We start from the raw sequence: 22,794 nt of genomic DNA, 5'->3' as shown, positions 1-22,794 counted from the left end.
GGTGTCGGACGGAGCCGAGGATCAGTGTCCGGCGCTCATACCGCCGTCGACGTGCAGGATCTCGCCGGTGACGAAGGGAGCCGTCTCGAGGAAGACCACGGCGTTGACGATGTCGCCCACCTCGCCCATCCGGCCGACCGGGTGCAGGGCGGCGAGGCCCTGGTGAGTCTCCTCCGGGTGCATCGGGGTCCGGATGGTGCCCGGTGACACGGCGTTGACGCGGATGCCGCGGGTGGCGTACTCGATGGCGAGGGACTTCGTGGCGGACTGCAGGCCGCCCTTGGTCAGCGAGGCCAGGACGGAGGGGACGCGGGAGTCCGCGTTGTCGACCAGGCTGGTGGTGACGTTGACGATGTGTCCGCCGCCCTGGGCCAGCATGTGCGGAACGGCCAGCTGGGAGATCCGGAAGAACCCGGCCAGGTTCACTCCGGTGACGGTCGCGTAGTCGTCGGCCGTGTGGTCGGTGAAAGGCTTGGAGAGGAAGACGCCCGCATTGTTGACCAGGGTGTCGATCCGGCCGAACCGCTCCACTGCGGCGGCGACCACGCGTTCGGCGGTGGCCGGGTCGGCGATGTCGCCCTGGACGGTGAGGATGTCCGCGTCGTCGGCGGGCGCGATGGTGCGTGAGGTGGCGACGACGGCGTAGCCCAGCTTGCGGTAGGCCTCGACGAGGCCGGCTCCGATGCCCTGTGAGGCTCCGGTGACAATCGCGACCTTCTGGTTCTGAGAGCTCATGACGACCTTCTCCGAGTAGTGGCTGAGGTGCCCCCGGCCGGTACTAGCCGACCGGTCGCCTATTCAGAAGGCTAGGCGTCCCGCAAAGACGAAGTCAAAGGTCAGAGGGTCTTTCGCCAGGACCGGAATCCTCATTGCTGAGAGGCCCGGTCTCCCAACGCACGTCAGCGATGCGGGTCCCCGTCGGGCAGCCAGGCGTCCGGGGAGCGGAGTCCTAGGTCGTCGACGCCGGCGCAGAGCGCGTCGACGACGGCGAGCACCGCGGTACGCGTCTCGCCCTCGCGCCACACCAGCGACCAGGTCCAGTGCACCGTCGGCGCGACGACCTCGCGCCGCACCAGATCGGACGGCAGTGCGGTGGTCTGCCCCTTGGGCGAGTTGACGACCGGGCGGCGGCTGCGGCGGACGTGATCGAAGAAGGCGGGGCCGGTGATGCCGCCGTCGCAGATGCGCACCGCGTGGGCCCCGGTGTCGTGGCACAGCTGCTCGGCGTAGGCGTTCCAGGACGACCAGGAAGTGGTGTCGTCGTCGAGGAGGACGGCGGTGTCCTGGGCGCGCACGTCTGCCGTGTCGGCGCCCGTGGCCACGGCGTAGAGCCGGTCGGCGCCGAGGAGGCGGGCGCGCAGGCCATACCGTTTCAGCTCCTCCTCGCGTACCCAGCACACGGCGAGGTCCAGGCTGCCGTCGGCGACGCGGGCGGCCTGGGTGTGGGAGGGCGCGATCCAGGCGTCGACGTGCAGCCGGGCGACCCCGGCGGTGCGCGTGGTCAGGTCCGCGGGGAGCCAGTTGACGTAGCCGAGCCGGACCGCTTCCGAGCCCGCCAGCCGGCCGGCCCTGAGCTGAAGGTCGTCGGCCCGCTCCAGCAGCGCCCGGGTGTGCGGGAGCAGGGCGGCGCCGGCCGGGGTGAGGGACACCGAGCGGCGGTCGCGGTCGAAGAGTCGTACACCGAGGTCGCGTTCGAGGGCCTTGATCTGCTGGGAGAGGGAGGGTCCGGCGATGAGGAGGCGCTCGGCGGCGCGGCCGAAGTTCAGCTCCTCGGCGACCGCGACGAAATACCTCAACTGGCGTAGCTCCACGCCCGTCATGCTACGCGGGCTGAGAGGCCGTACCTCTCAGTAGGAAGGCAACCTGTCGTGGCGTCCCGCGCCCGCAGCGGACAAGGCTGGAGGGCAGGGAAGCCCGGCGCTCCGCCGTCCGGCGGGGCGGGCCCGAACGGAGCGAGAGCATGCAGGAGTTCCTGGTCGAGATCACCACGACCATCCCCGACGGCACCAGCCAGGACGAGGTCGACCGGCGCCGCGCCGCCGAGGCCGTACGCGCCCGGGAACTGGCCGCCATCGGCCACCTGGCGAGACTGTGGCGCCCGGTGGGCGAGCTGCGCAGCGTCGGCGTCTGGTGCGCCGCCGACGAGGCGGAACTCCACGAGAAGGTGCTCGGCACCCTGCCGCTGAGCCCATGGATGAGCTTTACCGTGACGCCGCTGGAGTCCCACCCGAACGACCCCGGTCGCTGATCAGGCGGCGCGGACCCCCAGCAGGGCCAGGGAGTTGGCCCAAAGGGAGCTCAGCCGCCCGGTGTTGTTGTAGAGCTTCGCGAACATCACCTGGCCCTCCAGCTGGGCGACGACGGACCGCGCCGCCTCCCGGGTGTCGGTCACGGTGACGTCCCCGCGCTCGAGGGCCTCGGTGACGACCGCGTCGACCATCTCGACCTGGGCGTCGAAGATCTCCTGCAGTCGTGTGCGGACGGCCTCGGTCCGGTTACTCATCTCCAGACTGAGGTTGCCGAACAGACAGCCCGGCACGATGCCACTGTCCTGCTGTCCGGTACGCAGCCCGGCCTCCGTCTCCGCGAACAACTGCCGCAGCCGCTCCAGCGGTTCGCCGTCGCCGCTCAGGACGCGCGTCCACTCCCGCCGCTGGTCCGCCCAGTGCTCGTCGACAACGGCCAGCGCGAGCGCTTCCTTCGACTCGAAGAAGTAGTAGAAGCTGCCCTTCGGCACGCCGGCCGCCTTGCAGATCTCGGCCACTCCCAGCGCCGAGTAACCACGTGCCTCGAAGAGCGACCGCCCGGCCGCGAGGACCTTCTCCCCGGCGTCACTGATCCTGCCCATACGGCAACTATACGACCGGTCGGCTATCCGTTTCCGGGCTCCGACCGGGCAGGGCGGCAGGACGAGCCCGCGTACACCGAACCGAACCCATCCTTGTTCGCCCGCGACGACCACACCCGCGGCCTCCTGTGGCGCGAAAGCGCCACCATGCTCGGTCTCCCCGTCTGACCGCAACCGACCTCACCCACCCGCCAGGGGGCCTCTCCGATCTCTCATGAAGAGTGGTCAAACTGTCTGGCTGACGCGGTGATCGCCGACGTCGCCGGACGGCGGCACCAGGCCCTGGGTACCGGCGTCCTGACACAGTAGACGCCGCGCAAACGCCTCAAAGCGTTCGTCCACCACATGGTCGGTCGACCCGCAGCACGACGCGGCCCCCTCCACTCGGGCAAACGCAGGTTGCGGACGCGGTCGTCGGCAACGCGAGGTTCGAGCCGTACGTGAAGGAGTCCTTGGCGAGGTCGACGGGGCCGGCGGCGGGGTCACGAGGACGTCGACTGCGCCGGTTCCCGAGGAGGTGGCGACGGTGGTGAAAGCCAACGCCGTCCCGCTCGAACTGAACGGCGACGCTGCCAGGCAGGGACGGCCGTCAACGCGCCCGGCGCAGGAAATCGACGACCAGGTCTGTCGTCGCCTGTGGCTGCTCTTCTGTGATCCAGTGCCCGCAATCCGGAATGATCGCATCTTCGACGTCATCGGCGACACATCGCAGCACCTCGCCGATACCAGGGACGAATGTAGCTTCGCCACCGAAGGCCAAGATCGGCATCTGAAGTTTGCCCTGCGCCAGGAACGTCCTGTTGTCGGCCGCATCCTGGCTGAACGCCAGGAACTGGGCGAAGCTCGCTCGCATTGCACCGGGTTGCGCATAGAGCGCCGCATAATGCTGGCGCTTCGTTTCATCAAACCGACTCGGATCCACGGAAAGCTCGTTCCAGAAGCGGTTGAGATAGATGCGCTCGCGACCGGCAACCAGGCGCTCCATGTCGTGACCACCGAAGCCGAAGTGCCACATGGCCGGATCCTGCGTGATCTGATCCCAGGGTCCAACGCCGGGCAGCGGCGCATCGATCGCCACCCATCGGCTCACGCGCTCGGGTTGGGTGGCGGCAACTGCGAAGCCGACCATGATGCCGATGTCGTGCGTCACCAACTCGATAGCAGGCACTCCCAGGACGTCCAGGACGCCCCACACGTCCGCCGCCTGATTCTTCTTGTCGTAGCCGCCATCAGGCCTCGACGAGAGACCCAATCCACGCAGGTCGGGCACAACAACCATGTGGTCGTCGATGAGTGCGCTCGCCAAATGACCCCACATGTCGCCCGTTGTGCCGAAGCCGTGCAGCATAACGATCGCTGGACCATGCCCGCCGACGCGTACATGGATCTTGGCACCGTTGGTTTCAATCTCACGCGACTGCATACCGGCCGGGAAGGGGTAAATGCCGTCCTGACGACTGTCGTCGTTCATCGCTTCACTCCGGGTTCGAAGGAACATTGGCTCCGACGGCGAGGGCAGCCGGAGAAATAGAGCCGCGTTTGGGAATGGAAGGCCCGACTGGACGGCGGACTCCCCGGCTGCAAACGCTCGTAGTGCATCTCCGCGCCGCCGTGAGGAACTGGACCAGAAGCCAATCCGTCCACACCAGCGAAGCTATCCGACCGGTCAACTACGTTCCACCGCATGTCGAATGCCGTCCCCACGAGGCAGACCCCTGACCTGTAATAGAAGGAGGGGGCTATCAGCAGGGAGGAAGTCTGTCGTGGGATTCTCCCGCCCGGAGCGCAATGTGACCCCATGTGCGCCTGGAGGACGTCCGATCCGTGAGCACGCAGCGGCTGTTGACGTCCCCTCGGCCAGGGATTTCGGTTGAAACGGGCCAGAAGCCCGTTCCCGATGGGGTGCTTGTAGGGATCAGTCCGGTCCGGAGCACGGAGGTCCGCAGAGATCTACGACTCAGGCGTTGGCTCTCTGACACCCCCTCGGTGTGACAGATTCGGACGTGCCACTCGCCTGGACCCTGCTAGAAGCCTCTGCGCACGCCTCCGTCGATCGGCAGCATCACTCCTGTCAGATGCGACGCGGCGGGCGACAGCAGGAAGGCGGCGCTCCGGCCGAACTCGTCCGGGGTTCCGTAGCGGCGCAGGGGGACGTCGGCGGTCGCACGCTCGCGGGCGGCGTCGCCGTCTCCACTCCGCCCGTAGAGTTCGCGAACCCGGTCGGTTTCGATGTGGGCGGGCACGAGGCCGACGACACGGATACCCCTTGGGCCCAACTCGTTCGCGAGACTCTTCGCGTAGCCGGCCAGGCCCGGCCGGAAAGCGTTGGAGATCGCGAGGTCAGGAATCGGCTCGTACACGGAGGTGGAAAGGACGAAGCCGATGACACCCCCCTTGCCCAGCTCCGCCGCGACAGCATGGGACAGCCGCACCGCACCGAGGAAGACCGATTCGAATGCGGTGCGCCACTGGTCGTCGTCGATGGTGTCCGACGTACCTGTCGGCGGCCCGCCGACGCTGATGAGCACCCCGTCCAGCCGCTGGAAGGCATCGCGTGCCGCAGCGATCAGCCGGTCGGGAGTCCCTGTGGCGGCGTTGTCGGCCACGACACCGATTGCCCGCCCCGCACCGCCGAGTTCCTCCTCAGCCGCGGCCACCGACTTCTCGCTGCGCCCGCTGACAACCACTCTCGCACCGTCCGCCACCAACTCGTGCGCGGCGGCCCTGCCCAGCCCACGGGTGCCACCGGTGACGATGTACACCCGGTCCTTCAGGCCGAGGTCCATGGCTGCTCTCCCCTCTCCGATCCTGAGGGCCGCATGGCCTACAACATCGCCTTCTGGGGCTGCGTGGGCACCACGATGACAGTAGTGGTGTCGGCGGCCAGGGCCGCCTTGAACTCCCGCTCCAGGTCCTGAGTGGTCTCCACGTCGACCGCGCGGCAGCCGAAGCCACGGGCCACGGAGACGATGTCCAGCCCGGGCAGGTCGAGTCCCGGAACGCCCGGGGTCTCCTCCAGCACCGCAAACGACTTGAGGATGGAGTACTCCTGGTTGCGCATGACCACATACACGATCGGGAGGTTGTGCTGGGCCGCCGTCCAGATGGCCTGCACGGAGTACTGGAAGGAACCGTCGCCGATCAGGCCGACCACCGGACGTTGGACACCTCTGTCCCGGTCGCCGAGCGCGACGCCCACCGCGGCCGGGGTGCCCCAGCCGATCCCGCCGCTGGCCGTGGCGAAGAACGATCCGGTCCGGGTGGTGGGGAGCCATTCGATCTGCTGCGCCATCGTGGACGTCGATTCGTTGACGATGACGGCGTCGGGCGGCCGAACCCGGCTCAGGGTGGCATAGACCTCCGGTGGGGTGAGCGGACTGTTCGGCTCCTGCGGCAGCTCACGGGGCCGTGCCATCGACTCCGGAGCGGTTCGCGTCGATCCCTCAGCGACCATGTCCAGGAGCAGCTCGATCGCAATCGCGGGATCGCCCAGGAGGCTGTCGCCCACACGTGCCGCCGCGGCAACCCCCGGATTGCCGGTGATCTGCAGGAGCTCCGTGCCGTCGGGGAGGTAGTCGCCTGGCACGTAGGGGTAGTAGCGGAACACCTCAGCGCCGATCACGACCACTAGGTCGTGCCCGGTCAGCCGGTCGCTGATGGTCTTCACCGACATCCCCAGCGGGCCCCCGAACAAGGGATGGTCCTCGGGGAAGGATGCACGGTCCAGCAGCGGGGCGCCGTAGACGGCCGCACGCAGCTTCTCTGCCAGAGAGACGGCGGCGTCCCATCCGCCGCTGCGGTCGACCTCCGGCCCGAAGACCAGTGCGGGCCGGCTGCTGGCGGAGATGCGGTCGGCGAATGCGCGCAGCCGCTCGGTGCTCGGGGCCACGCGGTCGCTCACTGTCCGCACCCGGGTGAAATCGGACAGGGGCTCCTTCCAGTCACCCATGGGAATCGACAGGTAGACCGGTCCCGCCGGCGGCTGCAGCGCCTCCGCATAGGCGCGCATGAAGGCCTCGGGGACGTCTTCGGCGCGGGCCGGCTCATAGGACCACTTCACCCATGGCCTCGGCAGTGTGATGGCCTCGCGGTTGCCGAGATACGGCTCCCCGATCAACAGGTCCCGATGCTGCTGTCCCGAGGTGATGATCAGGGGCGTGTTTCCGTGATACGCCGCAACCAGGTTGCCCACAGCGTTTCCCAGCCCGGCCGAGGAGTGCACGTTGACCAGTGCGGGGCGGCCGGTCACCTGGGCAAACGTATCGGCCATGGCAACGACGGACGCTTCCTGCAGCGCCAGGACATACGTGAAGTCGTCGGGGAAATCCTGGAGGAAGGGCTGCTCAGTGGAGCCGGGATTACCGAAGACCGTGGTGAGTTTCAGGGCCCGCAGCAGGTCGTACGTCACGCTACGGACGGTGGATTGCGCTGTCATGGTGGCCATCTACTTTCCTGCTGGGGCTGCGGGCATAACGTGCCCGCCAGACGGGTGAGAGCTTCTCGGGAAAGGCACGAATGCCTTCCTGAGCGTCGTGGGGACGCCAGAACTGGTGCGCCAATCTGATCCTGCTGGACAAGAAGGGGACCGTCGCGAAATGTGGTCCGTTCGGTGACAGGCCTGTATGAGGCCTGGCCAGGTTCGCTGAGGGAGCGGGCCCTGGCGACCCACTCGGTGGGCGAGGGATCGTCGGCGCATCTGGCCGGCTGGTTGGCGGGTGTCAGGTGAGGCGGTGGAGTGCGTCGGGAGTGACCTGATCATGGCCGTCGACGGCTATCCCTCCCTCGCGGACCCAGCGGCACGTCGGTGATCCCGCGCAGCCAGGCCGGGTCGTCCCAGGTGAGCGGATGGCCGAAGATCTTCACCCGCTCGGAGACCGCGGCGGCCGGGTCGTCCTCCGGGGTTCGGGCGAGGCGGGCACGGAAGACAGGGTGGCTGGTGTAGTTGGCCAGGCAGTTCCCACGCGGCTGCGGGAAGTTGCTGGTGCTCAGGTCGCGGGGGCGCCAGCCGGTGATCCAGGTGTCCAGGTGTCCAGGGTGACCACGACGCCCTTGAACCCGGCCTGCTCGGCACGGTGGACGCGGCTCTCGGCCAGCTCCCGGTCGGTGGGGGCGTAGAGCTGGAAGAAGCTCGGGGTGTTTCCGAACTCCTCGGCGACCTCCTCCAGCCGGTCGACGGTCAGGGTGGAGGAGGCCATGGGCACGCCCATGCGGACGGCGGCGCGGGCCGTGGCGAGATCGCCGTGTCGCGCCAGTTCGACGGGACCGTGTTCACCGTCCAGAAGCAGGCAGCGCCGAGCGGCAGCCAGGCCGTCGTGACGGGCAGCCCCGCGTTCTTCAGGGCTGCAACGACCTCGGCGGAGATACCCGCGGCCGGGGCGACGTGCGAGTCGTCGACAGGCCGTCCGGCGGCGACCAGCGGCCAGATCGGGTCGTTGCGATACGTGATCGCGTCGATGCTGAAGAGAGGCTGCGGCGACGTCTCAGGCAGGGCCCAGCCGTGGAACTCCGCGAACGGGCCCTCCACGGCGTCACGCGTGGCGAACAGGTGCCCCTCGATGACGACCTCGGCGGACACCGGCACTTCGAGGTCGTTCGTCTCGCACTTCACCACGTCGACCGGCTTGCCCAGCACCGCGCCGAAGAACGAGCCTGGTCGACCTCGGTCGGGACGGTCATGCCGCCGACGACGCCAGTTCGCCAACTGGGACAACGGCCTGTGTCGTCCCGAGGCCCGCGAACTCCTGAAGGCCGCGTCGACGCCAGCCAAGGCCGCACGGATGACTCGCCCACAGATCCAGGCCGCTCTCAAACGGGCCGGCCGCAGGCGCCCCATCGCGGCCGATGCCGACGGCTTACGCGAAGCCTTCCGCGTCGACTGGGCACACCAGCCTCAGATGCTCGAGGAAGCGCTTGGCAAACAGATGCTCGCCCTTCTCCTCCACCTCGAAGCCGCCTGCACCGCTGCCGACGGCCTCGCCGAGGCGGTGGATGAAGCGCTTCCTCAACACCCGGACTCCGAGATCCTGCTGAGCTTCCCCGGGCTCGGCACTCAGCTCGCGGCCCGGCTCCTGGCTGAGATCGGGGATGACCACTCCCGTTTCGTCGACGCCTGCGGTTTGAAGGCATACGCAGGCTGCTCGCCCATCACCCGCGCATCCGGAAAGAAGTCCAACATCAGCGTGCGATGCGCACTCGTCGCGTCGGTGAAGTACGCGCAATCCGGGGCGACCTGGGCAGTGTGGTTGGTCATGGTCGGTAGGGGCTGTCGGTACGCGTTCGTCGTAAGGACCCGGAGTCGACGTTACGGCGGGGTGTGCCCAGGTGGGTGCGGTGCCTGGTCAGGGCGGGCGGGGTTGACGCCGTCGATCTCGACCAGAAGGTGGCGGGGGCCGCGCAGGCTGGGGCTCGCGCGGTAGGGCGGTGGGTCGGCGACGAGTCGGGGGTTCTTCAACCGGTGTGCCAGCTCGGTGAGAGCGATCTGCGTCTCGGGACGGGCCAACGGGGCACCGAAGCAGTAGTGGATACCGCCGCCGAAGCCGAGGTGCTCGTTGTGCTCGCGATCGGGGTCGAAGTGGTCGGGGTCCGGGACGAAGTCTGGGTCGCGGCTGCCGGAAGCCAGCACGAGAGTGACCGGTGAGCCCTTGGGGATGGTGGTGCCGGCGATCTCGATGTCGTCGAGGGTGTTCCGGTTGTTGGACAGAAACTGCACCGGTGGTTCGTAGCGCAAGAGTTCCTCGACCACCCGGGCGGCCAGATCGGGTTCGTCGCCGCGGCGCAGCCGGTCCAGCACCTCGGGGTGCCGCAGGAGGGTGAGCGTGCCGTTGGTGATGAGGTTGACGGTCGTCTCGTGGCCGGCGACGAGCAGCAGGGCCGTGTTGCTCAGTATCTCTTCGGATGACATCGGCGCCTCGTCGCCGTCCCCGTTGAGGAGTCCCGAGAGCAGGTCGTCGCCCCTTCGGCCGTGGCGGGCGTCGAGAAGCTCGGCGAAGTACTGGCCCAGGTCGGCGATGGCCTTCGCGTGTCTGCTCCGTCGCCTGCGACGAACACATCATCAGTCACGACGCCGTTGACGTCGACAGCGCGGCACCCCGCATCGCACGCCACCCCCCAGGACCGCATCCCGCTGCGGCCGGCAGTCACGTCTCGTAGTCGTTGCGCACCGAATCCCCGACCTGCGCCTCCACTGCACATCGAACGCCGACGATGCGCCTCAGATCGCGGACCCCTACAGCCGGTGCAGACCACTCCGATCGGCGACCATCCGATGCTGCAGGCCGACAATGAGGACGTCGATTCTCTGGGGGCGAGGCTGTTGCCGTGGATTCAGTCTCACGTTGATGCAGCTCAGCGATTTGGTCGCTGGGTCTATGCATCACGACACCTGTGGCGCTAGCGCTCGATCTTGTGGTTCGCCTTCTGGGCCGTCCCGGCGGTGATGGCCCAGCGCTCGTGGTCCCGCCACTCGTCGTTGATGAACTGGAAGGCGGCCGAGTAGCCCTCGCGCTGAAAGCCCAGGCGCTTGACGAGGTTCAGCGAGGAGGTGTTGTCCGGCTGGATGTTCGCCTCCAGCCGGTGCAGTTCCAGCTGGTCGAAGGCGAACTGCAGCACGAGCCCCAGCCCTTCGGTCATGTAGCCGCAGCCGGTCGTCGAGGCATAGGACGTATAGCCCAGGGTCCCGCTCTGGAGGCTGCCCCGGACGATGTTGTTGATGTTGACCCCACCGACGATCGCGTCGGTGTCACGCAGGCAGATCACGAAGCCCTCATGGGTCGGCTGCTCGAATCGCGCAAGGGAACTCTCGAATGCCTCCACCGTCATCTCGCGAGCTCCCAACCAGCGTCGAAGCATTTCCGTGCTCTCCTGTTGCAGCACGCTGAGCTCTGCGTAGTCCTGGCGGCCGACGCGACGTATGGCTACTCGTGGCCCTTGCAGGAGATGACTGGTGGTTGCCATTACGGGATCCTATGCAACCCGCTCGTGGGCGCATCCAGTAGCTGGCGGGAGAAGCGGTCGCAGTGCGCCGGGACCGCCGTGGCTGTGACCTGGCAACGGATCCGAGTGGTCAGAAGCGATCAAGGCCGATGGTTCAGGGCCCGGGTCAACTCCCGGTTCGCGGCCCGGGCCGCCTCCAACTCCTCTGTCCGCTCGTCGAGCGCGCCTTACGTGGCAGCGACCTCCTGCTCGAGAAGAGCGATGCGGCGTCGGAGTTGGTCAATGTCGACGGGGGCGCCAAGGCCAGATTCGGCCTGGACGGCATCGCCAAGCTGGGAGAACAGGCGGTTCTCCAACTGCCGGACCCGTGCGGTGAGGCGCTTGTTGCCCTCCAGCGCGTTCGTGAGATCGGTATGCAGAGAAGCCCGGCTGACCGCGGCGACCCGCCCATCGTCAACCGGAGAGTTGGTGACGGCGTGGACGCCTTCGAGTAGGTCGCGGTGGCGTTTGAATCACCGTGAGCGAGTCAGCTCGGGTGGCTGATTCAATGCTGTCGCCGAGGAGCCGGAAGGTTCGTAAATTCACCTGCTGACCTACGACATCATGCTCGTGCCAGCGCCGCAGTATGTCAGCCGTACCCGCTCACGGCCTGTTGTCACACCCCCGCGCCCGGAGTTGTCGGCGGTGTTCCCGGAGACGGCCGGTTCACCACCTGCCTGTGGTCTGCTCCTCCGCCGTCTCGGGTGATCGTCCTGGCCGCAATTCGGCCGAGCGCGGTCTGTCGGCGGCGTCGGTGGTAGGTCCGTTCGATCCAGGTCACGATCGCGATCCGTAGTTCCTGACGGGTGGCCCACGTGCGGCGGTCGAGGACGTTCCTCTGCAGCAGGCTGAAGAAGGACTCCATGACCGCGATGTCGCCTGCCGCACCGACCCGCCCTATGGATCCGGCGATCCGGCTGCGCGTGAGGCCGGCCTCACCGTCACCGACCGCACGCTGAAACGCTGGGCCGAGGGCAAGGCCTCGCCCTCGGGGAACAGCATGGCGTAGCAGGAAGCCGCCTACCGGCAGGTCCGCCGCCACAACGTCGCCCAGCACCTGCTGGCCCGCCTCAACCGGCAAGGCCGGGGCACCCGCGTCGAGTTCCATCCCCTCAACCAAGCCCAGGTCCCCCGACCGCTCCAGCGTGACGTTTCCTTCCGCACCCTCAACGTGCGGCACCGGCCATGGCGGTGCGAGTGGTCTGCCAGGTGTGTGGCCATCGCCGCCACCACAGGTGTCGCGCCGGTAAGAGCCAAAGTCGTCATCGCTTCCTCGAGGAGTAATTGTCAATAGTTGTGGGTGGGAGGCCCACGGCGTGTGTCCGTTGGGTAGTCGATAGCCTGCCTCTCATGGGTGAGGGTGCAGGGCGCGTCGGTGGAGATGTCGATGGCCATGGTTGGGCCGCGACGCGCGCCTGGGTCGAGAAGGGACTGCTCGAGTCGGAGCGCATCGAAGATGTCGCGCGGTTGCGTGGTGGCTGGACGTCGGAGATGCGTCGGCTGGACATCTCCGGGCCGGGCGACCAGCGGTCTATGGTCCTTCGGTCCTTCGTCAAGCCGTTCTTCGTGCAGCATGCGGAGGGTCTGCTGACGCGGGAGGCGCGCATTCTGTGTCAGCTCGGCGATACGGATGTTCCCGCCGCCACGCTCCTTGACGTGGACGCGACGGCGGAGTACTGCGACTACCCCTCCTTGCTGATGTCGCTACTGCCTGGGTCCGTTCGTCTGACCGACCAGGAAGCCGGTCGGCGTGTCGACCTGTTGGCTCGCCAGCTGCTGCGTATCCACCGGGTGCAGGTGACTGCCGAGACCCGGCCGCGCACCTATCAGGCGTGGACAGCGCCTGAACGGGTAAGCCCGCCCGGAGCCACCCAGCGGCCCGACCTGTGGCAGCGGGCCGTGGACGTCATTCGGCGTGAGCCGCCCGACTATCTGCCCTGCTTCCTGCACCGGGACTTCCATCCCGGCAACGTCCTCTTCGAAGGCACCGGCGGCAACCTGCGGATCAGCGGCGTCGTCGACTGGGTGGAGACGTCCTGGGGGCCGGCCGACCTGGACGTGGCCCACTGCTCGACTGCCCTGGCTCTGCTGCACGGCGTCCCTGCCGGCATGGGCCTCGCCGACCGATACGTCGCAGCGGGAGGGGCCTTGGCCGAAGATCAGGCCGCGCACCTCTACTGGCGGTTGCTGGACGCCTTGGCCTTTGCTCCAGACGCTGAGAAGGTTGCCGTCCCCTGGCGTGAACTGGGCCGTGCTGATCTGACCACCACCGTGCTGACGAACAGGCTGGAGGACTACCTCCAGGTCCTCTTCGACCGATACGCGTAATCCAGCTCGGCCCGGCTGGCAGGAACCGCAGGTCAATGGGCCCGTCACGCCGCCAGTTCTCCGGAGCGTTCGACCAACTTGCCGTGTTCGAAGACGGCCCCGGCGCGGACCAACAGGACGAGGTGGGCGCCGATGACCGCTCGCCAGCGGGCCTGGGTGGCCTCGACGAGCTTGAAGACCGTGGCGAGTCCGGCGGCGCAGGAGCCGGCGCCGTTGGTGACCTTGGTGCGGAGGCGGACGGTGGCGAAGGTCGACTCGATGGGGTTGGTCGTGCGCAGATGGACCCAGTGCTCCGCTGGATAGTCGTAGAAGGCCAGCAGTTCGTCCTGGTCGTCGGTGACCTTGGCGACGGCTTTGGGGAACTTCGCCTGGTAGAGCTTGTCGAACGTCTTGATCGCCTGATCGGCGTGGTCGCGGTCCTCGGCGTTGTAGATGTCCTGCAGGGCCTTCTTCGCCGCGGGCTGTGCGGACTTGGGCATGGAGTCGATCACATTGGCGGTCTTGTGGACCCAGCACCTTTGTTCGCGAGTGGTGGGGAGGACCTAGCGCAGGGCTTTCCAGAACCCGAGTGCGCCGTCGCCGACGGCCAGGACCGGGGCGTGCATGCCGCGGCGGGCACAGTCGCGCAGCAGGCCGGCCCACGCGACCCTGAAATGCGCGTCGGCGGCGGCTGGAAGATGAGCGGCGCACTGTCCGGAAAGCCGTACTTCCTCGCGCCCCCTGGGACGCCGCCAGCTACCTGGTGCCCAGGGCGGGAGGCGCGGTGTTCAGCTACGTCGTGGCCATGCCCTTCAGCACCAAGACCGGCTCCCCCGAGCGGCTTGCGGCCCAGTACATCAAGGATGCATACAACACCCCGTCCGCCACCAAACCGGCGAACACAAGCAAGACCATCCCCGGGCGCACCGCCGACCGGCTGACCCGCCTCTACGCGAAACCCCCGACGGGACGCCAGCCGCAACGAGGCGATCAAAGTCTGCAAGAAGAACTGGGGCGTCAACTACGCGCAGGGCGGCAAGCAATGCGACGAGTTCCCCTTCTCCGCCACGTATGAGGGCGCGGCCCAGGCGCTGACGAAGTACGACCCGCAGCACAAGGCTCCGAAGAACAACTTCTCCGCACGGCCGATCCCGAAGGAGGACAACGGCGCCGACGGGCGCATCATCGCGGACTTCCACCGCCTCAACCGCATCATCGACGGCCCCAACGACGGCTACATCATCAAGGCTTCCTGACGCCACCACGCCCCCGGTCCCCGCCCCCAGCGGGGACCGGAAGGTGTCACGCGGGCCAGAACTGCAGCAGGTAGCGCTCGGCGTGGACCGGGACTTGCTGCTCGGCCAGTTCACGGACCCGCTCGCGACCGCTCACGTACACCCGTACATGCCAGCGCCGACCCGCCTCACCGAGCTCAATCGCGTCCTCGCAGGGCCCACCGTAGGTCCACACCCCGACCTGGCCGGACGGGACATCCATGCCCGCCTCGCCCTCGGCCTCCCACACCCCGCCGTCCGCAGGCGGCTGGTCGTCCCACACCTCCACCGACAAGGCCGGGGTGTGGGTGTGGCCGCCGCTTTGCAGATAGACCCGCTGGCCGCATGCGGCGACGAACGAGGCGCCATCCTCCGGCTCGTCCCGTTCACTCGTGTCGTCCGCATCCTCCAGCCACAACGCGTAGAAGTCGACGTCCGCATCCATCTGCTGCCTGCTGACCAGACCCATCGGGCACACCCCTTCTACTTCTACGCTGCCTGCGACCCTACCGATCAGCCCAGCCCCGGCAGACACCTGGATGACAAGCCGCCCCCGTGGCGCACAGTCAGGGCCCGGTCGGGGGCCGCAGCATGTGACCAGTCGAATTGGACGGGCTTGAAGAGGTCAGCTCCACCAAAGGCAGCACCTCCTGCGAGAGGGCGCTCAACTGTTTTCCGCATTCAGCGTGCTTACGGCCCGCGGGCTGCTGCAGCCCGTACTCAGCTGGCTCCTTGGCTTCGTAGGCGAGTGGAGAGCGGATGTCGACGGGCCTGGCATCGGTTCTTGATCGAGATGTCCAGACATGTTGATGGAAAGTTGCAGCGTCCAGAGCTCGGCTCGGGCGTGTACCTCTGACGTCACCGTAAGCGGGCGGGTGATTGCTCAAGCCGGCGTCTCTTGGCTCCCAACGATCGCTCGGCGCGACACGGCGCAGGGCCCGGCTGGCCGGCCCTGGGCTACGGCGAGGTGGACGAGCGCGCCGGCAGCGCGAGGCGCGCGCAGGTCTCCCGGAAGAATCCGGCAACGACAGACATAGATTGCCACGCAAACGCAACACCACAGCCAGTGGCGCCCGTTGAGCAAGCCCGGGACTTTCAGTCCCGGGTGGTTGACTTCCTGCGGATGCGATGGGCCTCGGCCACGAGTCCGCGAGGCAGCTTCGGCCCTGCACACGCGTAATCGATCAGCAGGTTCCGGTAGGTGGTGTCCACGAGCTCCGGCGCCAGGGCGATCAGGGCCCGCAGGTCTTCGGACGAGCCGGACAGGCGTGTGCGGTAGGCGGCGCCCGCCGCGCGCAGGGAGACTTCGTGCGGTTCGTGTTGCAGGCCCTGTTCGACGAGGCCCAAGGCCGCAGCGAAGTCGCGTTGCTCGGCACGCACGTCCGCCAGGTCCAGGTGGAGGGACCAGTTGGCAGGCTCCAGGACCAGGGCGCTTTCGAAAGCGGCCGCAGCCTGGTCCAGGTCGCCCATCACGCGCCAGGTGGCTGCCCGTGCGACCGCGGTCCACATGACGTGCTCGACAGCATCGGCGCGGTCACACAGGGCGAAGGCGAGCTCGTATCGGCCGCAGGCCCGGGGAAGCCGGGCCATGGCGGCCAGCGACTCCGGCACGGGACTCCGTTCGGAGACCACGTCGAGGGCGTGAAACCAGGGCACGAACCGCTCCCGCATCTCGTCGGTGTCCAGGTCGTGGCTGTAGTCCAACGTCCGCAGACACGCCTCGGCGAGCGCCTCGGCACTCACCCCGCCGAGAAACCGCGCATCGCCGAACCAGGGTGCAGCACTCCACGTCACGTCCGGCCGCACACCCGTGACCGAACCGAGGGCCATGACCGCGTCATCCATGTCCCCTTCCAGGAACAGGAAGTACGCCTGTGCCAGCACCGCGCTCAAGGAGCCGTTTCCTTCGAATCCCTCTTCCAGTTCCGAGCGCCGGTCCCGCCACAACTCGGCGAGCGCTGCATACGGCTCCGGGGCGGCCGGTGCGGAGGCTATCGCCCCCACCAAGAACTCCACGGCAACGGCTGGGCGTCCGCCGCAGTGAGCCATCACACCAGCGAGACGGACTCCCGCTGCAACTGACTGATTCGACATCGTCGAAGAATATCCATGGCCAAAGGTTCCATGCGCCCTTCCGTTTGGACGGCGGGACCGCTGTCGGTGATCCGAAGTGATGGCAACCTTGATGCGAGGCGAGCGTTGTCTTCATGGGAGCACAGCAGCGCGGACGCCGGCCGCCGTGGCGCACACCTTGCCCCGCTGCCTTGGTGAGCCGCTCCCGCAGCGGGCGAGATCCGCGCTGCCCACCACGCAGCCCGCACCCTTGCGACGCTGGAGGGCCATCGGGTCCGGGCAGGCGCAGCGACGTGCTGCTCACGCCGCTTGGCAGCCCTTCAAGGTACTGACCGAGACGGCGGACTCGGCGTGAAGGGGCGACTGTTGTCAGTCCGCCATCTCATGTGCGGTCCGGAACTCGTGTACGGGCAGGGGGAAGTTGCTCCACAGGACCTCTGAGCTGATCTCCTCGCAGAGGACAGCGGTGAGGAAGCCGGTCACCGTCAGGTCGTAGCGCTCCCAGTCTTCGTCGGACGCGCCGTTGATCAGGATGGGGCGCGAGTCGGGGTCGTCGCCCGGCGCCACGGGCCAGAACAGGTACTCGCCGTTGTCCGTGGCTCCCCAGCTCACCAGACGGTTACCTTCGATCTCCATCTCTGGCGGCCGGGCTCCGTACTGCCACAGCCGCTGCGAGGACGAGACGATCGCCGAGCTGGCGATGATCGTCGAATTCGACGACGACCTGGCCGGCGAGGCCACCCGGGTTACCAACCGGATCCACGGCCTGCTCACCCAGATCCACTCCTCGCTGGAACGGGTCATGGGACCGCGATTGCAACACCCGGCCATCCTCGCCCTGCTGGAACGGTCCGGATACCCGGCCGAGATCCGCCGACCAGCTTTGGTGAGCACGGACAACCAACCCGCAACTGTGACCACAAAAGGCCGACTGACCCCAACACGTCCCACCCGCACGGCCCGCCGCCCTCACGAGCATCACATCCAGCTCCGCTCCATGAACCGCGATCAAGCCGGGCTGACCGGCTGAACCACGCCGCCCTGGCCGGGAAGCGCCCGCGGGTGTCCTGCGGCTCACCGCCGACTGCCGCCGTTGGGTCTCTCCAGTCACCTTGTCTGTCACCCTGTTCTGCCCTTGCGTACATGGAATCAGCCCCGATCGGCCCTGTAAGCGTGAGGAGTTGATGTCCCTCTGCATGGCGAGAGCAGGTCTTGAGCGATCACGAGAACCTACGCGAAAGCACCAGGCCCGACAGGGGCCGTGCATCCACCCGGAAGCCCGCGGCAGCGCCGCGTGAGCAGCCTGTGGGCCTGCTCGCCTTGCAGGCCACGGCCGGAAACGACACCGTCGTCCAGATGCTCCGCCGAGCCGGACACCTGGAAGGGCAAGACCAGCACGAGTACGACCCCGGCGGGCAGCAGACCGAACAGACAACTTCTGCTGTGCAGCGTTCCGCCGTCCATGACGTGCTGCGCACCCCCGGCAAACCTCTGGACGAGGAGACCCGTACCGACATGGAGGCACGCCTGGGCGCGGATTTTTCCGAGGTCCGCGTGCACACCGGCACGGCCGCGCAGGCTTCCGCCGCCGAGATCGGCGCCCGGGCCTACACCTCGGGCAGCCATGTGGTCGTCGGCGAGGGCGGCGCCGACAAGCACACCCTGGCACACGAGTTGACGCACGTCATCCAGCAGCGGCAGGGGGCGGTCGCCGGCGCCGACAACGGTGCGGGCCTGCGGGTGTCGGATCCTTCCGACCGGTTCGAGCGGGAGGCGGAGGTCAATGCCCGCCGGGTGATGACCGGCCCTGCCCCGCAGGGCGGCCTCTCGGGTGCCGGCGCGTCTCCCGCGTCGGGCGGCGGGGACGGTGTGTCGTCGCTCCCCGTGCAGCGGGTCTTTGAGGGCGGCCTGAACGGTTACGACACCGCCCAGGCGGTGAGGGAGTTGAAGGGGCAGGTCCCGGGGTCGGCGCCGAAGTGGAGTGCGGTCGATGCGGCACGTACCGGCGCGACGGTCTACGACACTCTCGGCGGCCTCGCGTCGGCGCTGGGTCTCCAGCCGCCGCAGCAGTCCGGGGCCACGCCGGTTTCGGAAGCCGCTGCGGCGTCCACCACCCCTGAGCCCACCACCCCGGCCCGCCCCCCGCGGCCGGTGCCCGGACGCAAACCGGCCGGGCTCACCCGGTTCGGGAAGCAACCGAGCTCCGCGGCCACCCAGCAGCAGGTCCCCTCGACGTCAACCTCGACTTCAACCTCGACTTCAACCTCAACGCCGGCGCCGGCGCCGGCCCTGGCACACACCCACACCGCCCCGCCTCCGGCGCCGGTCGAGGAACGGGAGAAGGGGGCCGCCGAGCAGGTCTCGGTGGAGGACTTCGCGGCGAACTCCGCGCAGGCCCGGGAAGAACTGGCGAAGGAGCGGGCCGCCCCCCACAAGTACCTGCGCCGACGGGCCGCAAGCCGGCTGAACGACGCGGTGTTCCAGCAGATGGCCAAATCTGTGAAGCTCAGCAACAAGAACCAGCTCCTGCCGCACCTCATCGACCAGCTCTACAGCTGCCTGGAGTGGACCGGCCGGGCACCCATCGCGGTCTTCACCCATGAGGCCCAGGGCAAGGGCGACCTGATGCTCGGCGTCAAGACCGCCGACGCACTGCGCGAGAACTTCCCGCGGACCGAGGCGAACAAGAACGACATCGCGCTGCTGACCGCCGAGGCAGCGCACAAGAAGCAGCCGGGGGTCTTCGCAGACTCCGGGCACCCGTTCACGGTGCTCGACGGAGCCACCCCCGCCGCTCCGCCACTCGATTCCGGCAAGGCCCCCACCCACGCGATCGTCGCCCCGCAGCTGGCCGCCACCAAGAACTTCCAGCAGAGCGTCGGCACGTGGGGCAGCAAGGTCTCGGCGATGACCGAGTACTCCAAGAAGGAGTCGCTGCCGCTGGGCGCCGCCGGGAAGGGCTACACCACCGGACTCGGGGCGGGCGAGGTCGGCATCACCTTCGACGCCGCTCTGCGGGCCTACAAACAGCACCAGGACAGCATCCAGGGCGAGGAGAACAAGCGGGCCGCCCGGCTGGAGAACCTCCAGGCTCTCAAGTCCAAAGACCTGCTCACCGCGCTCTTCCCCGAGGACCAGGAGCAGGCGGCGAAGGACTATGCCGCCGCCGCTACGTCCCGGCTGTACTTCGCCTACTCCAACAAGAGCACGATGCGGTTCGCGCTCACCGTGGCCGAGGTCGAGAACGGCAAGAGCAACGATGTGCACGTCGTCCAGTCCTCGCCCACGCAGATGCCGGCCCTCGACTCCACCGCGAAGCGCGACCTCGCGGGACTCGGGGTGGCCAAGGTCCGGCTTGTGGAGGTGTCCTCCAAGACACGAACCCCGGCGGTCACGGTCCAGGAAACCGGCGGCGCCGGCAAGACGATGCACTGGATCACGACCGACCGGGTCCCGCACGACGACATGCTGACGCTGATCAAGGCGAGCGAGCCGATCGTGATGACGACCGGCAACCAGAGCACCTCCGAGGCACTGTCGGCCGGCAAGACCATCATGTACGAAAGCATCGGCATGGAGCAGAGCAAGGCGTTCCGGCAATCGCTGTACGAAGGCGCCAAGGTCAGTCAGGCGGACATCGACAGCATCGCCGCCGTCAGCCGGGACTACGACCGGCGGGGTACCCCGGGCCCCGGCCAGCCAGAGTTCAAGGCCGCAGCGGCAGCTCTGCAGAACATGCAACAGGAGGACAAGATGGGGAAATTCAGCGACCAGGCCTCCGCCACCAGCGACCTCGGCCGCTGGACCGGCGGGCTGCACCTGCGCGACTTCCTCATGCAGACCGAGCTCGCCCCCGGTCTGCGGAGCAGGGAGGAAGAGCTCACATCCAAGTACCGCGACTCCGCTGCCTACAAGAGCTTCGTCGACCACCTCCTCGAACTCCCGGGCAGCGAGCAGTAGTTGTTCCCTGTGGTGGGGCGGAACCCATCGGGCGCCGCCCCACCGTGCGGCGCCCGCAGCGTGACAGGTGCGCCCATGGGCAGCGGGTCTCGGCCAAGCCCAACGCATCGGTGCTCCGTCGGTCTGCCCACAGACGCCAAAGGGCTGCCGCCCGGCGCCCTGGCCGGTCACGGCGGCGCCGATCGGCAACGCCGCCATCGTGGCCGATCACGCACGACGGATGCTCGCTGGCGTCGGATCACCGACACCACGCGGCCACACGTACCCCGCCATGACCCGAATCCCGCCAGGCATCGACGTGCAAGCCAGCCGAGACAGGACACCGGTGTCCCGGAGCACCACTCGACGGACCGGGCTGCACGGCGGGCCCGGCCTCCATCCGGATCAGGACTGAGCGGCGGCGGCTCAGCGATGAGGGGTGCCGACCAGCGCCGAGGTGACTCCCTGGGGGCGCCCCGGGGCCGGTGTGGCACGAAAGCAACGGAAGCCCATGTTCTATGACATCAGTCACAGCGCTCCGCCAATCAACCGGCGCGCTTAGTAGATGCGACATGGCGGGCATCTGAGCATTTGTCCAATTTGCCCTGATTCGAATTCCGCCGCGCGTCCCGGGATGCGGCCCGGCCGACCCACACGCCCGTTGCCCCGTGGCGTAACGCTTCTGACGCCGTGACAGCTTCCCGTCCTGCCGCCATGTACGGACCGAAGCCCCGCACACAGCCCTGGCGAGGTCCCGGGACCTACGAGGCGGCGTAGTGGCGGGACCCATTGTGCTCCCTGTCGAGCCGTTCTAAGAATGACGATCCACAGGACATCGCCGCAGTTCGGAACCCGTGTTCAGAGTCGACCACGCACCGGGCGCTCGGCGTCACCGAGCGAGTAGGAGCTCCCCGTATGAAACCGTCTCGAACGTCCGCGAGGTTCCTCGCCCTCGCTCTCGGCCTGGGTCTGGCCTCCAGCGCGCTGGGCGCGGCGGTGCCGGCGAGCGCCCAGACGGCCGCCACCCCGTCCGCTGCCGCCGGTACCTCCGTGGCGCGGTACGCCGGGTCGGTCAAGGAGGCTGCGAACAACAAGGCGTTCTTCCAGGCCGTGCTCAAATCGGTCGCCGAGAAGCGTGCCGCCAAGCCATACGCGCAGGCCGTGACCGTCTACTACAACGCCTCCCAGGCACCGAGCTTCCGTTCGCAGATATCGAGCGCGGCCTCGATCTGGAACAGCTCCGAATCCAACATCAAGCTCCAGGCGACGTCGAGTGGGGGCGACTTCTCCTACCGCGAGGGCAACAACCCGGACGGGTCCTACGCCTCCACCAACGGCCACGGAAGCGGCTACATCTTCCTCGACTACACCCAGAGCCGGCAAAACGACTCGGTCCGCGTCGCCACCCACGAGACCGGGCACGTGCTGGGCCTGCCGGACAACTACAGCGGGCCGTGCAGTGAGCTGATGTCGGGCGGCGGCCCCGGCCCGTCCTGCACCAACCGCTACCCGAACGCCACCGAGCGCTCGCGTGTCGACCAGCTGTGGGCCACCGGACTCTCGCAGGCCCCGGACTCCGGCAGGCCCTGGGCGCGGTGAACCGGGCCCGCTGACCACCTGAGCGCTGCACCGCCGGTACGGACCGTGGCGCGGGGCCGCGGTCCGCACGTGTGCTCGCCGGGCCGGGCGCTGCACTCATCCGTGCCGCCCGCGACCTGGTGCCCGACCCGGGCCGCTTCCATCAACTCGATCACCAAGCGGCTGCGACACCCGCCAGCCCTCCTCCCACAGGTCCACCGTGATCCTCGGCGAGCCGTACGTGTGGCCCGAACGGTCGAAGAAGCAGCGGATCCGCTTGGCCAACGGTGTCCGTCTGACCTCGCGTTTCGCCGGCTCGGCCGGTCGGCGCCGCCACTTGTAGAACCACGCCTGACACTCCAAGGGCCCGGCAGGAAGTGCGGTGCGGAATCTTGAACCCGGTTCTCTGGTCGCTGATCACCCCGACGACCGCCGCCGGGTCCGCCACAGCTACTTCACCCACAGAACCATGCAGCGTTTGAGGACGTCACGCTCCATGGCCAGCTCCTTGTTGTCCCGCTTGAGCTGAACGCTCTCCCGCCGCAGCCGAGCGAGCTCATCACTCTCACCCGCAGGCCCGGCCCTGCCGGCCACCCGCGCCCTCGACACCCAGGTGGCCACCGTCGTCTCGTTGATCCCGCAGGTCCTTCGCGACCTATGGAATCGACTTGCCGGTCTCGGCCACGATTCACACAGCCCCCTCACGAAACTCCGCGTCGAACTTCTACCTCTTGCCCGCCATGACCCTCAACTTCCCCTGCAGTCACGGTCTCTACGCTACGAGGGGAAGGCCGCGAGTCCGGC

General features: G+C 68.1%; 20 protein-coding genes and 6 pseudogenes. 9 read left to right on the top strand and 17 right to left on the bottom strand.

Features of this window, described 5'->3' with window-relative positions; translation table 11 throughout:
- Positions 1-21: 21 nt before the first annotated feature.
- The gene (locus OG698_RS45520; RefSeq protein WP_406110141.1) at positions 22-735 is read right to left on the bottom strand and encodes an SDR family NAD(P)-dependent oxidoreductase; all 714 of its coding nucleotides are present in this window, start codon (positions 733-735) and stop codon (positions 22-24) included.
- A gap of 164 nt (positions 736-899) precedes the next feature.
- The gene (locus tag OG698_RS45515) at positions 900-1,820 is read right to left on the bottom strand and encodes a LysR family transcriptional regulator (RefSeq protein ID WP_406110139.1); all 921 of its coding nucleotides are present in this window, start codon (positions 1,818-1,820) and stop codon (positions 900-902) included.
- A 140-nt stretch (positions 1,821-1,960) separates the two neighbouring features.
- Between OG698_RS45515 and OG698_RS45510 the strand changes: the two genes are divergently transcribed.
- Positions 1,961-2,248, top strand: a complete 288-nt coding sequence (locus tag OG698_RS45510) for a muconolactone Delta-isomerase family protein (protein ID WP_406110137.1) — start codon at positions 1,961-1,963, stop codon at positions 2,246-2,248.
- On the opposite strand, the gene OG698_RS45505 is transcribed toward OG698_RS45510, so the two are convergent.
- The 7 genes and pseudogenes from OG698_RS45505 to OG698_RS45475 all read right to left on the bottom strand — a co-directional run bounded on the left by OG698_RS45505 (position 2,249) and on the right by OG698_RS45475 (position 8,940).
- Entirely contained in the window at positions 2,249-2,848 is a 600-nt protein-coding gene (locus OG698_RS45505) for a TetR/AcrR family transcriptional regulator (protein ID WP_406110135.1), read from the bottom strand. It abuts the gene before it with no gap.
- A 589-nt stretch (positions 2,849-3,437) separates the two neighbouring features.
- Entirely contained in the window at positions 3,438-4,319 is an 882-nt protein-coding gene (locus tag OG698_RS45500) for an alpha/beta fold hydrolase (protein WP_406110133.1), read from the bottom strand.
- A gap of 553 nt (positions 4,320-4,872) precedes the next feature.
- On the bottom strand, positions 4,873-5,634 hold the full coding sequence (locus tag OG698_RS45495) for an SDR family oxidoreductase (RefSeq protein WP_406110131.1): 762 nt from the start codon (positions 5,632-5,634) through the stop codon (positions 4,873-4,875).
- A gap of 38 nt (positions 5,635-5,672) precedes the next feature.
- Positions 5,673-7,283, bottom strand: coding sequence for a benzoylformate decarboxylase (gene mdlC, locus OG698_RS45490; protein WP_406110129.1), 1,611 nt, complete (start codon positions 7,281-7,283; stop codon positions 5,673-5,675).
- Positions 7,284-7,627: 344 nt separating this feature from the next.
- Positions 7,628-8,091: pseudogene (locus OG698_RS45485) on the bottom strand (alpha-hydroxy-acid oxidizing protein); the annotation flags it as partial.
- Entirely contained in the window at positions 8,025-8,681 is a 657-nt protein-coding gene (locus OG698_RS45480; RefSeq protein ID WP_406110127.1) for a UbiD family decarboxylase, read from the bottom strand. The pseudogene OG698_RS45485 and the gene OG698_RS45480, both read right to left, overlap by 67 nt.
- Positions 8,682-8,700: 19 nt before the next feature.
- Complete coding sequence (locus tag OG698_RS45475; protein ID WP_406111786.1) at positions 8,701-8,940, bottom strand: hypothetical protein; 240 nt, start codon at positions 8,938-8,940, stop codon at positions 8,701-8,703.
- Here OG698_RS45475 and OG698_RS45470 point away from each other — a divergent pair.
- Positions 8,833-9,264: a transposase gene (locus tag OG698_RS45470; protein ID WP_406111647.1), complete on the top strand. Its 432-nt coding sequence runs from the start codon at positions 8,833-8,835 to the stop codon at positions 9,262-9,264. The two genes, OG698_RS45475 and OG698_RS45470, sit on opposite strands and share 108 nt — an antisense overlap.
- On the opposite strand, the pseudogene OG698_RS45465 reads toward OG698_RS45470, so the two are convergent.
- Together OG698_RS45465 and OG698_RS45460 are read right to left on the bottom strand one after the other, a co-directional pair.
- Positions 9,150-9,884: pseudogene (locus OG698_RS45465) on the bottom strand (cytochrome P450); the annotation flags it as partial. The gene OG698_RS45470 and the pseudogene OG698_RS45465 overlap by 115 nt on opposite strands.
- A 353-nt stretch (positions 9,885-10,237) precedes the next feature.
- Complete coding sequence (locus OG698_RS45460; protein WP_406110125.1) at positions 10,238-10,801, bottom strand: GNAT family N-acetyltransferase; 564 nt, start codon at positions 10,799-10,801, stop codon at positions 10,238-10,240.
- 128 nt (positions 10,802-10,929) lie between these two features.
- Between OG698_RS45460 and OG698_RS45455 the strand changes: the two genes are divergently transcribed.
- Positions 10,930-11,274: a hypothetical protein gene (locus OG698_RS45455; RefSeq protein WP_406110123.1), complete on the top strand. Its 345-nt coding sequence runs from the start codon at positions 10,930-10,932 to the stop codon at positions 11,272-11,274.
- A gap of 161 nt (positions 11,275-11,435) precedes the next feature.
- On the opposite strand, the pseudogene OG698_RS45450 reads toward OG698_RS45455, so the two are convergent.
- Positions 11,436-11,726 (bottom strand): annotated as a pseudogene (locus OG698_RS45450) (hypothetical protein); the annotation flags it as partial.
- 9 nt (positions 11,727-11,735) lie between these two features.
- Between OG698_RS45450 and OG698_RS45445 the strand changes: the two are divergent.
- Both OG698_RS45445 and OG698_RS45440 read left to right on the top strand, forming a co-directional pair.
- A pseudogene (locus OG698_RS45445) lies at positions 11,736-12,113 on the top strand (hypothetical protein); the annotation flags it as partial.
- A 56-nt stretch (positions 12,114-12,169) separates the two neighbouring features.
- Positions 12,170-13,147, top strand: a complete 978-nt coding sequence (locus OG698_RS45440) for a phosphotransferase family protein (RefSeq protein WP_406110121.1) — start codon at positions 12,170-12,172, stop codon at positions 13,145-13,147.
- Between the two features lie 44 nt (positions 13,148-13,191).
- Here the strand turns inward: OG698_RS45440 and OG698_RS45435 are convergent.
- Positions 13,192-13,791: pseudogene (locus OG698_RS45435) on the bottom strand (transposase); the annotation flags it as partial.
- A gap of 119 nt (positions 13,792-13,910) precedes the next feature.
- Here OG698_RS45435 and OG698_RS45430 point away from each other — a divergent pair.
- On the top strand, positions 13,911-14,201 hold the full coding sequence (locus tag OG698_RS45430) for a hypothetical protein (protein WP_406110119.1): 291 nt from the start codon (positions 13,911-13,913) through the stop codon (positions 14,199-14,201).
- Between the two features lie 227 nt (positions 14,202-14,428).
- Here OG698_RS45430 and OG698_RS45425 read toward each other — a convergent pair whose 3' ends face one another.
- The 3 genes from OG698_RS45425 to OG698_RS45415 form a co-directional block, all read right to left on the bottom strand.
- Positions 14,429-14,869 carry a hypothetical protein gene (locus tag OG698_RS45425; protein WP_406110117.1) on the bottom strand — a complete coding sequence of 147 codons (441 nt, stop codon included), beginning with the start codon at positions 14,867-14,869 and terminating at the stop codon, positions 14,429-14,431.
- 626 nt (positions 14,870-15,495) lie between these two features.
- Positions 15,496-16,449 (bottom strand): tetratricopeptide repeat protein, encoded by a 954-nt coding sequence (locus OG698_RS45420; RefSeq protein ID WP_406110115.1) that lies wholly within the window; start codon positions 16,447-16,449, stop codon positions 15,496-15,498.
- A 393-nt stretch (positions 16,450-16,842) separates the two neighbouring features.
- Entirely contained in the window at positions 16,843-17,085 is a 243-nt protein-coding gene (locus OG698_RS45415; protein WP_406110113.1) for a hypothetical protein, read from the bottom strand.
- Between the two features lie 64 nt (positions 17,086-17,149).
- On the opposite strand from OG698_RS45415, the pseudogene OG698_RS45410 reads away from it, so the two are divergent.
- The 3 genes and pseudogenes from OG698_RS45410 to snpA all read left to right on the top strand — a co-directional run.
- Positions 17,150-17,350, top strand: a pseudogene (locus OG698_RS45410) (IS110 family transposase); the annotation flags it as partial.
- A 428-nt stretch (positions 17,351-17,778) separates the two neighbouring features.
- Positions 17,779-20,433 (top strand): DUF4157 domain-containing protein, encoded by a 2,655-nt coding sequence (locus OG698_RS45405; protein WP_406110111.1) that lies wholly within the window; start codon positions 17,779-17,781, stop codon positions 20,431-20,433.
- A gap of 894 nt (positions 20,434-21,327) precedes the next feature.
- A complete protein-coding gene (snpA, locus tag OG698_RS45400) occupies positions 21,328-22,011 on the top strand; it encodes a snapalysin (protein ID WP_406110109.1) in 684 nt (227 codons plus the stop codon).
- Between the two features lie 429 nt (positions 22,012-22,440).
- Here snpA and OG698_RS45395 read toward each other — a convergent pair whose 3' ends face one another.
- Positions 22,441-22,611, bottom strand: coding sequence for a hypothetical protein (locus OG698_RS45395; protein ID WP_406110107.1), 171 nt, complete (start codon positions 22,609-22,611; stop codon positions 22,441-22,443).
- Between the last annotated feature and the right edge of the window lie 183 nt (positions 22,612-22,794).

This window comes from Streptomyces sp. NBC_01003 (assembly GCF_045162695.1).
GTDB lineage: Bacteria > Actinomycetota > Actinomycetes > Streptomycetales > Streptomycetaceae > Streptomyces.
The sequence above is the reverse complement of the archived record's forward strand: the minus strand, read 5'-3'. Positions and strand labels throughout refer to the sequence as shown.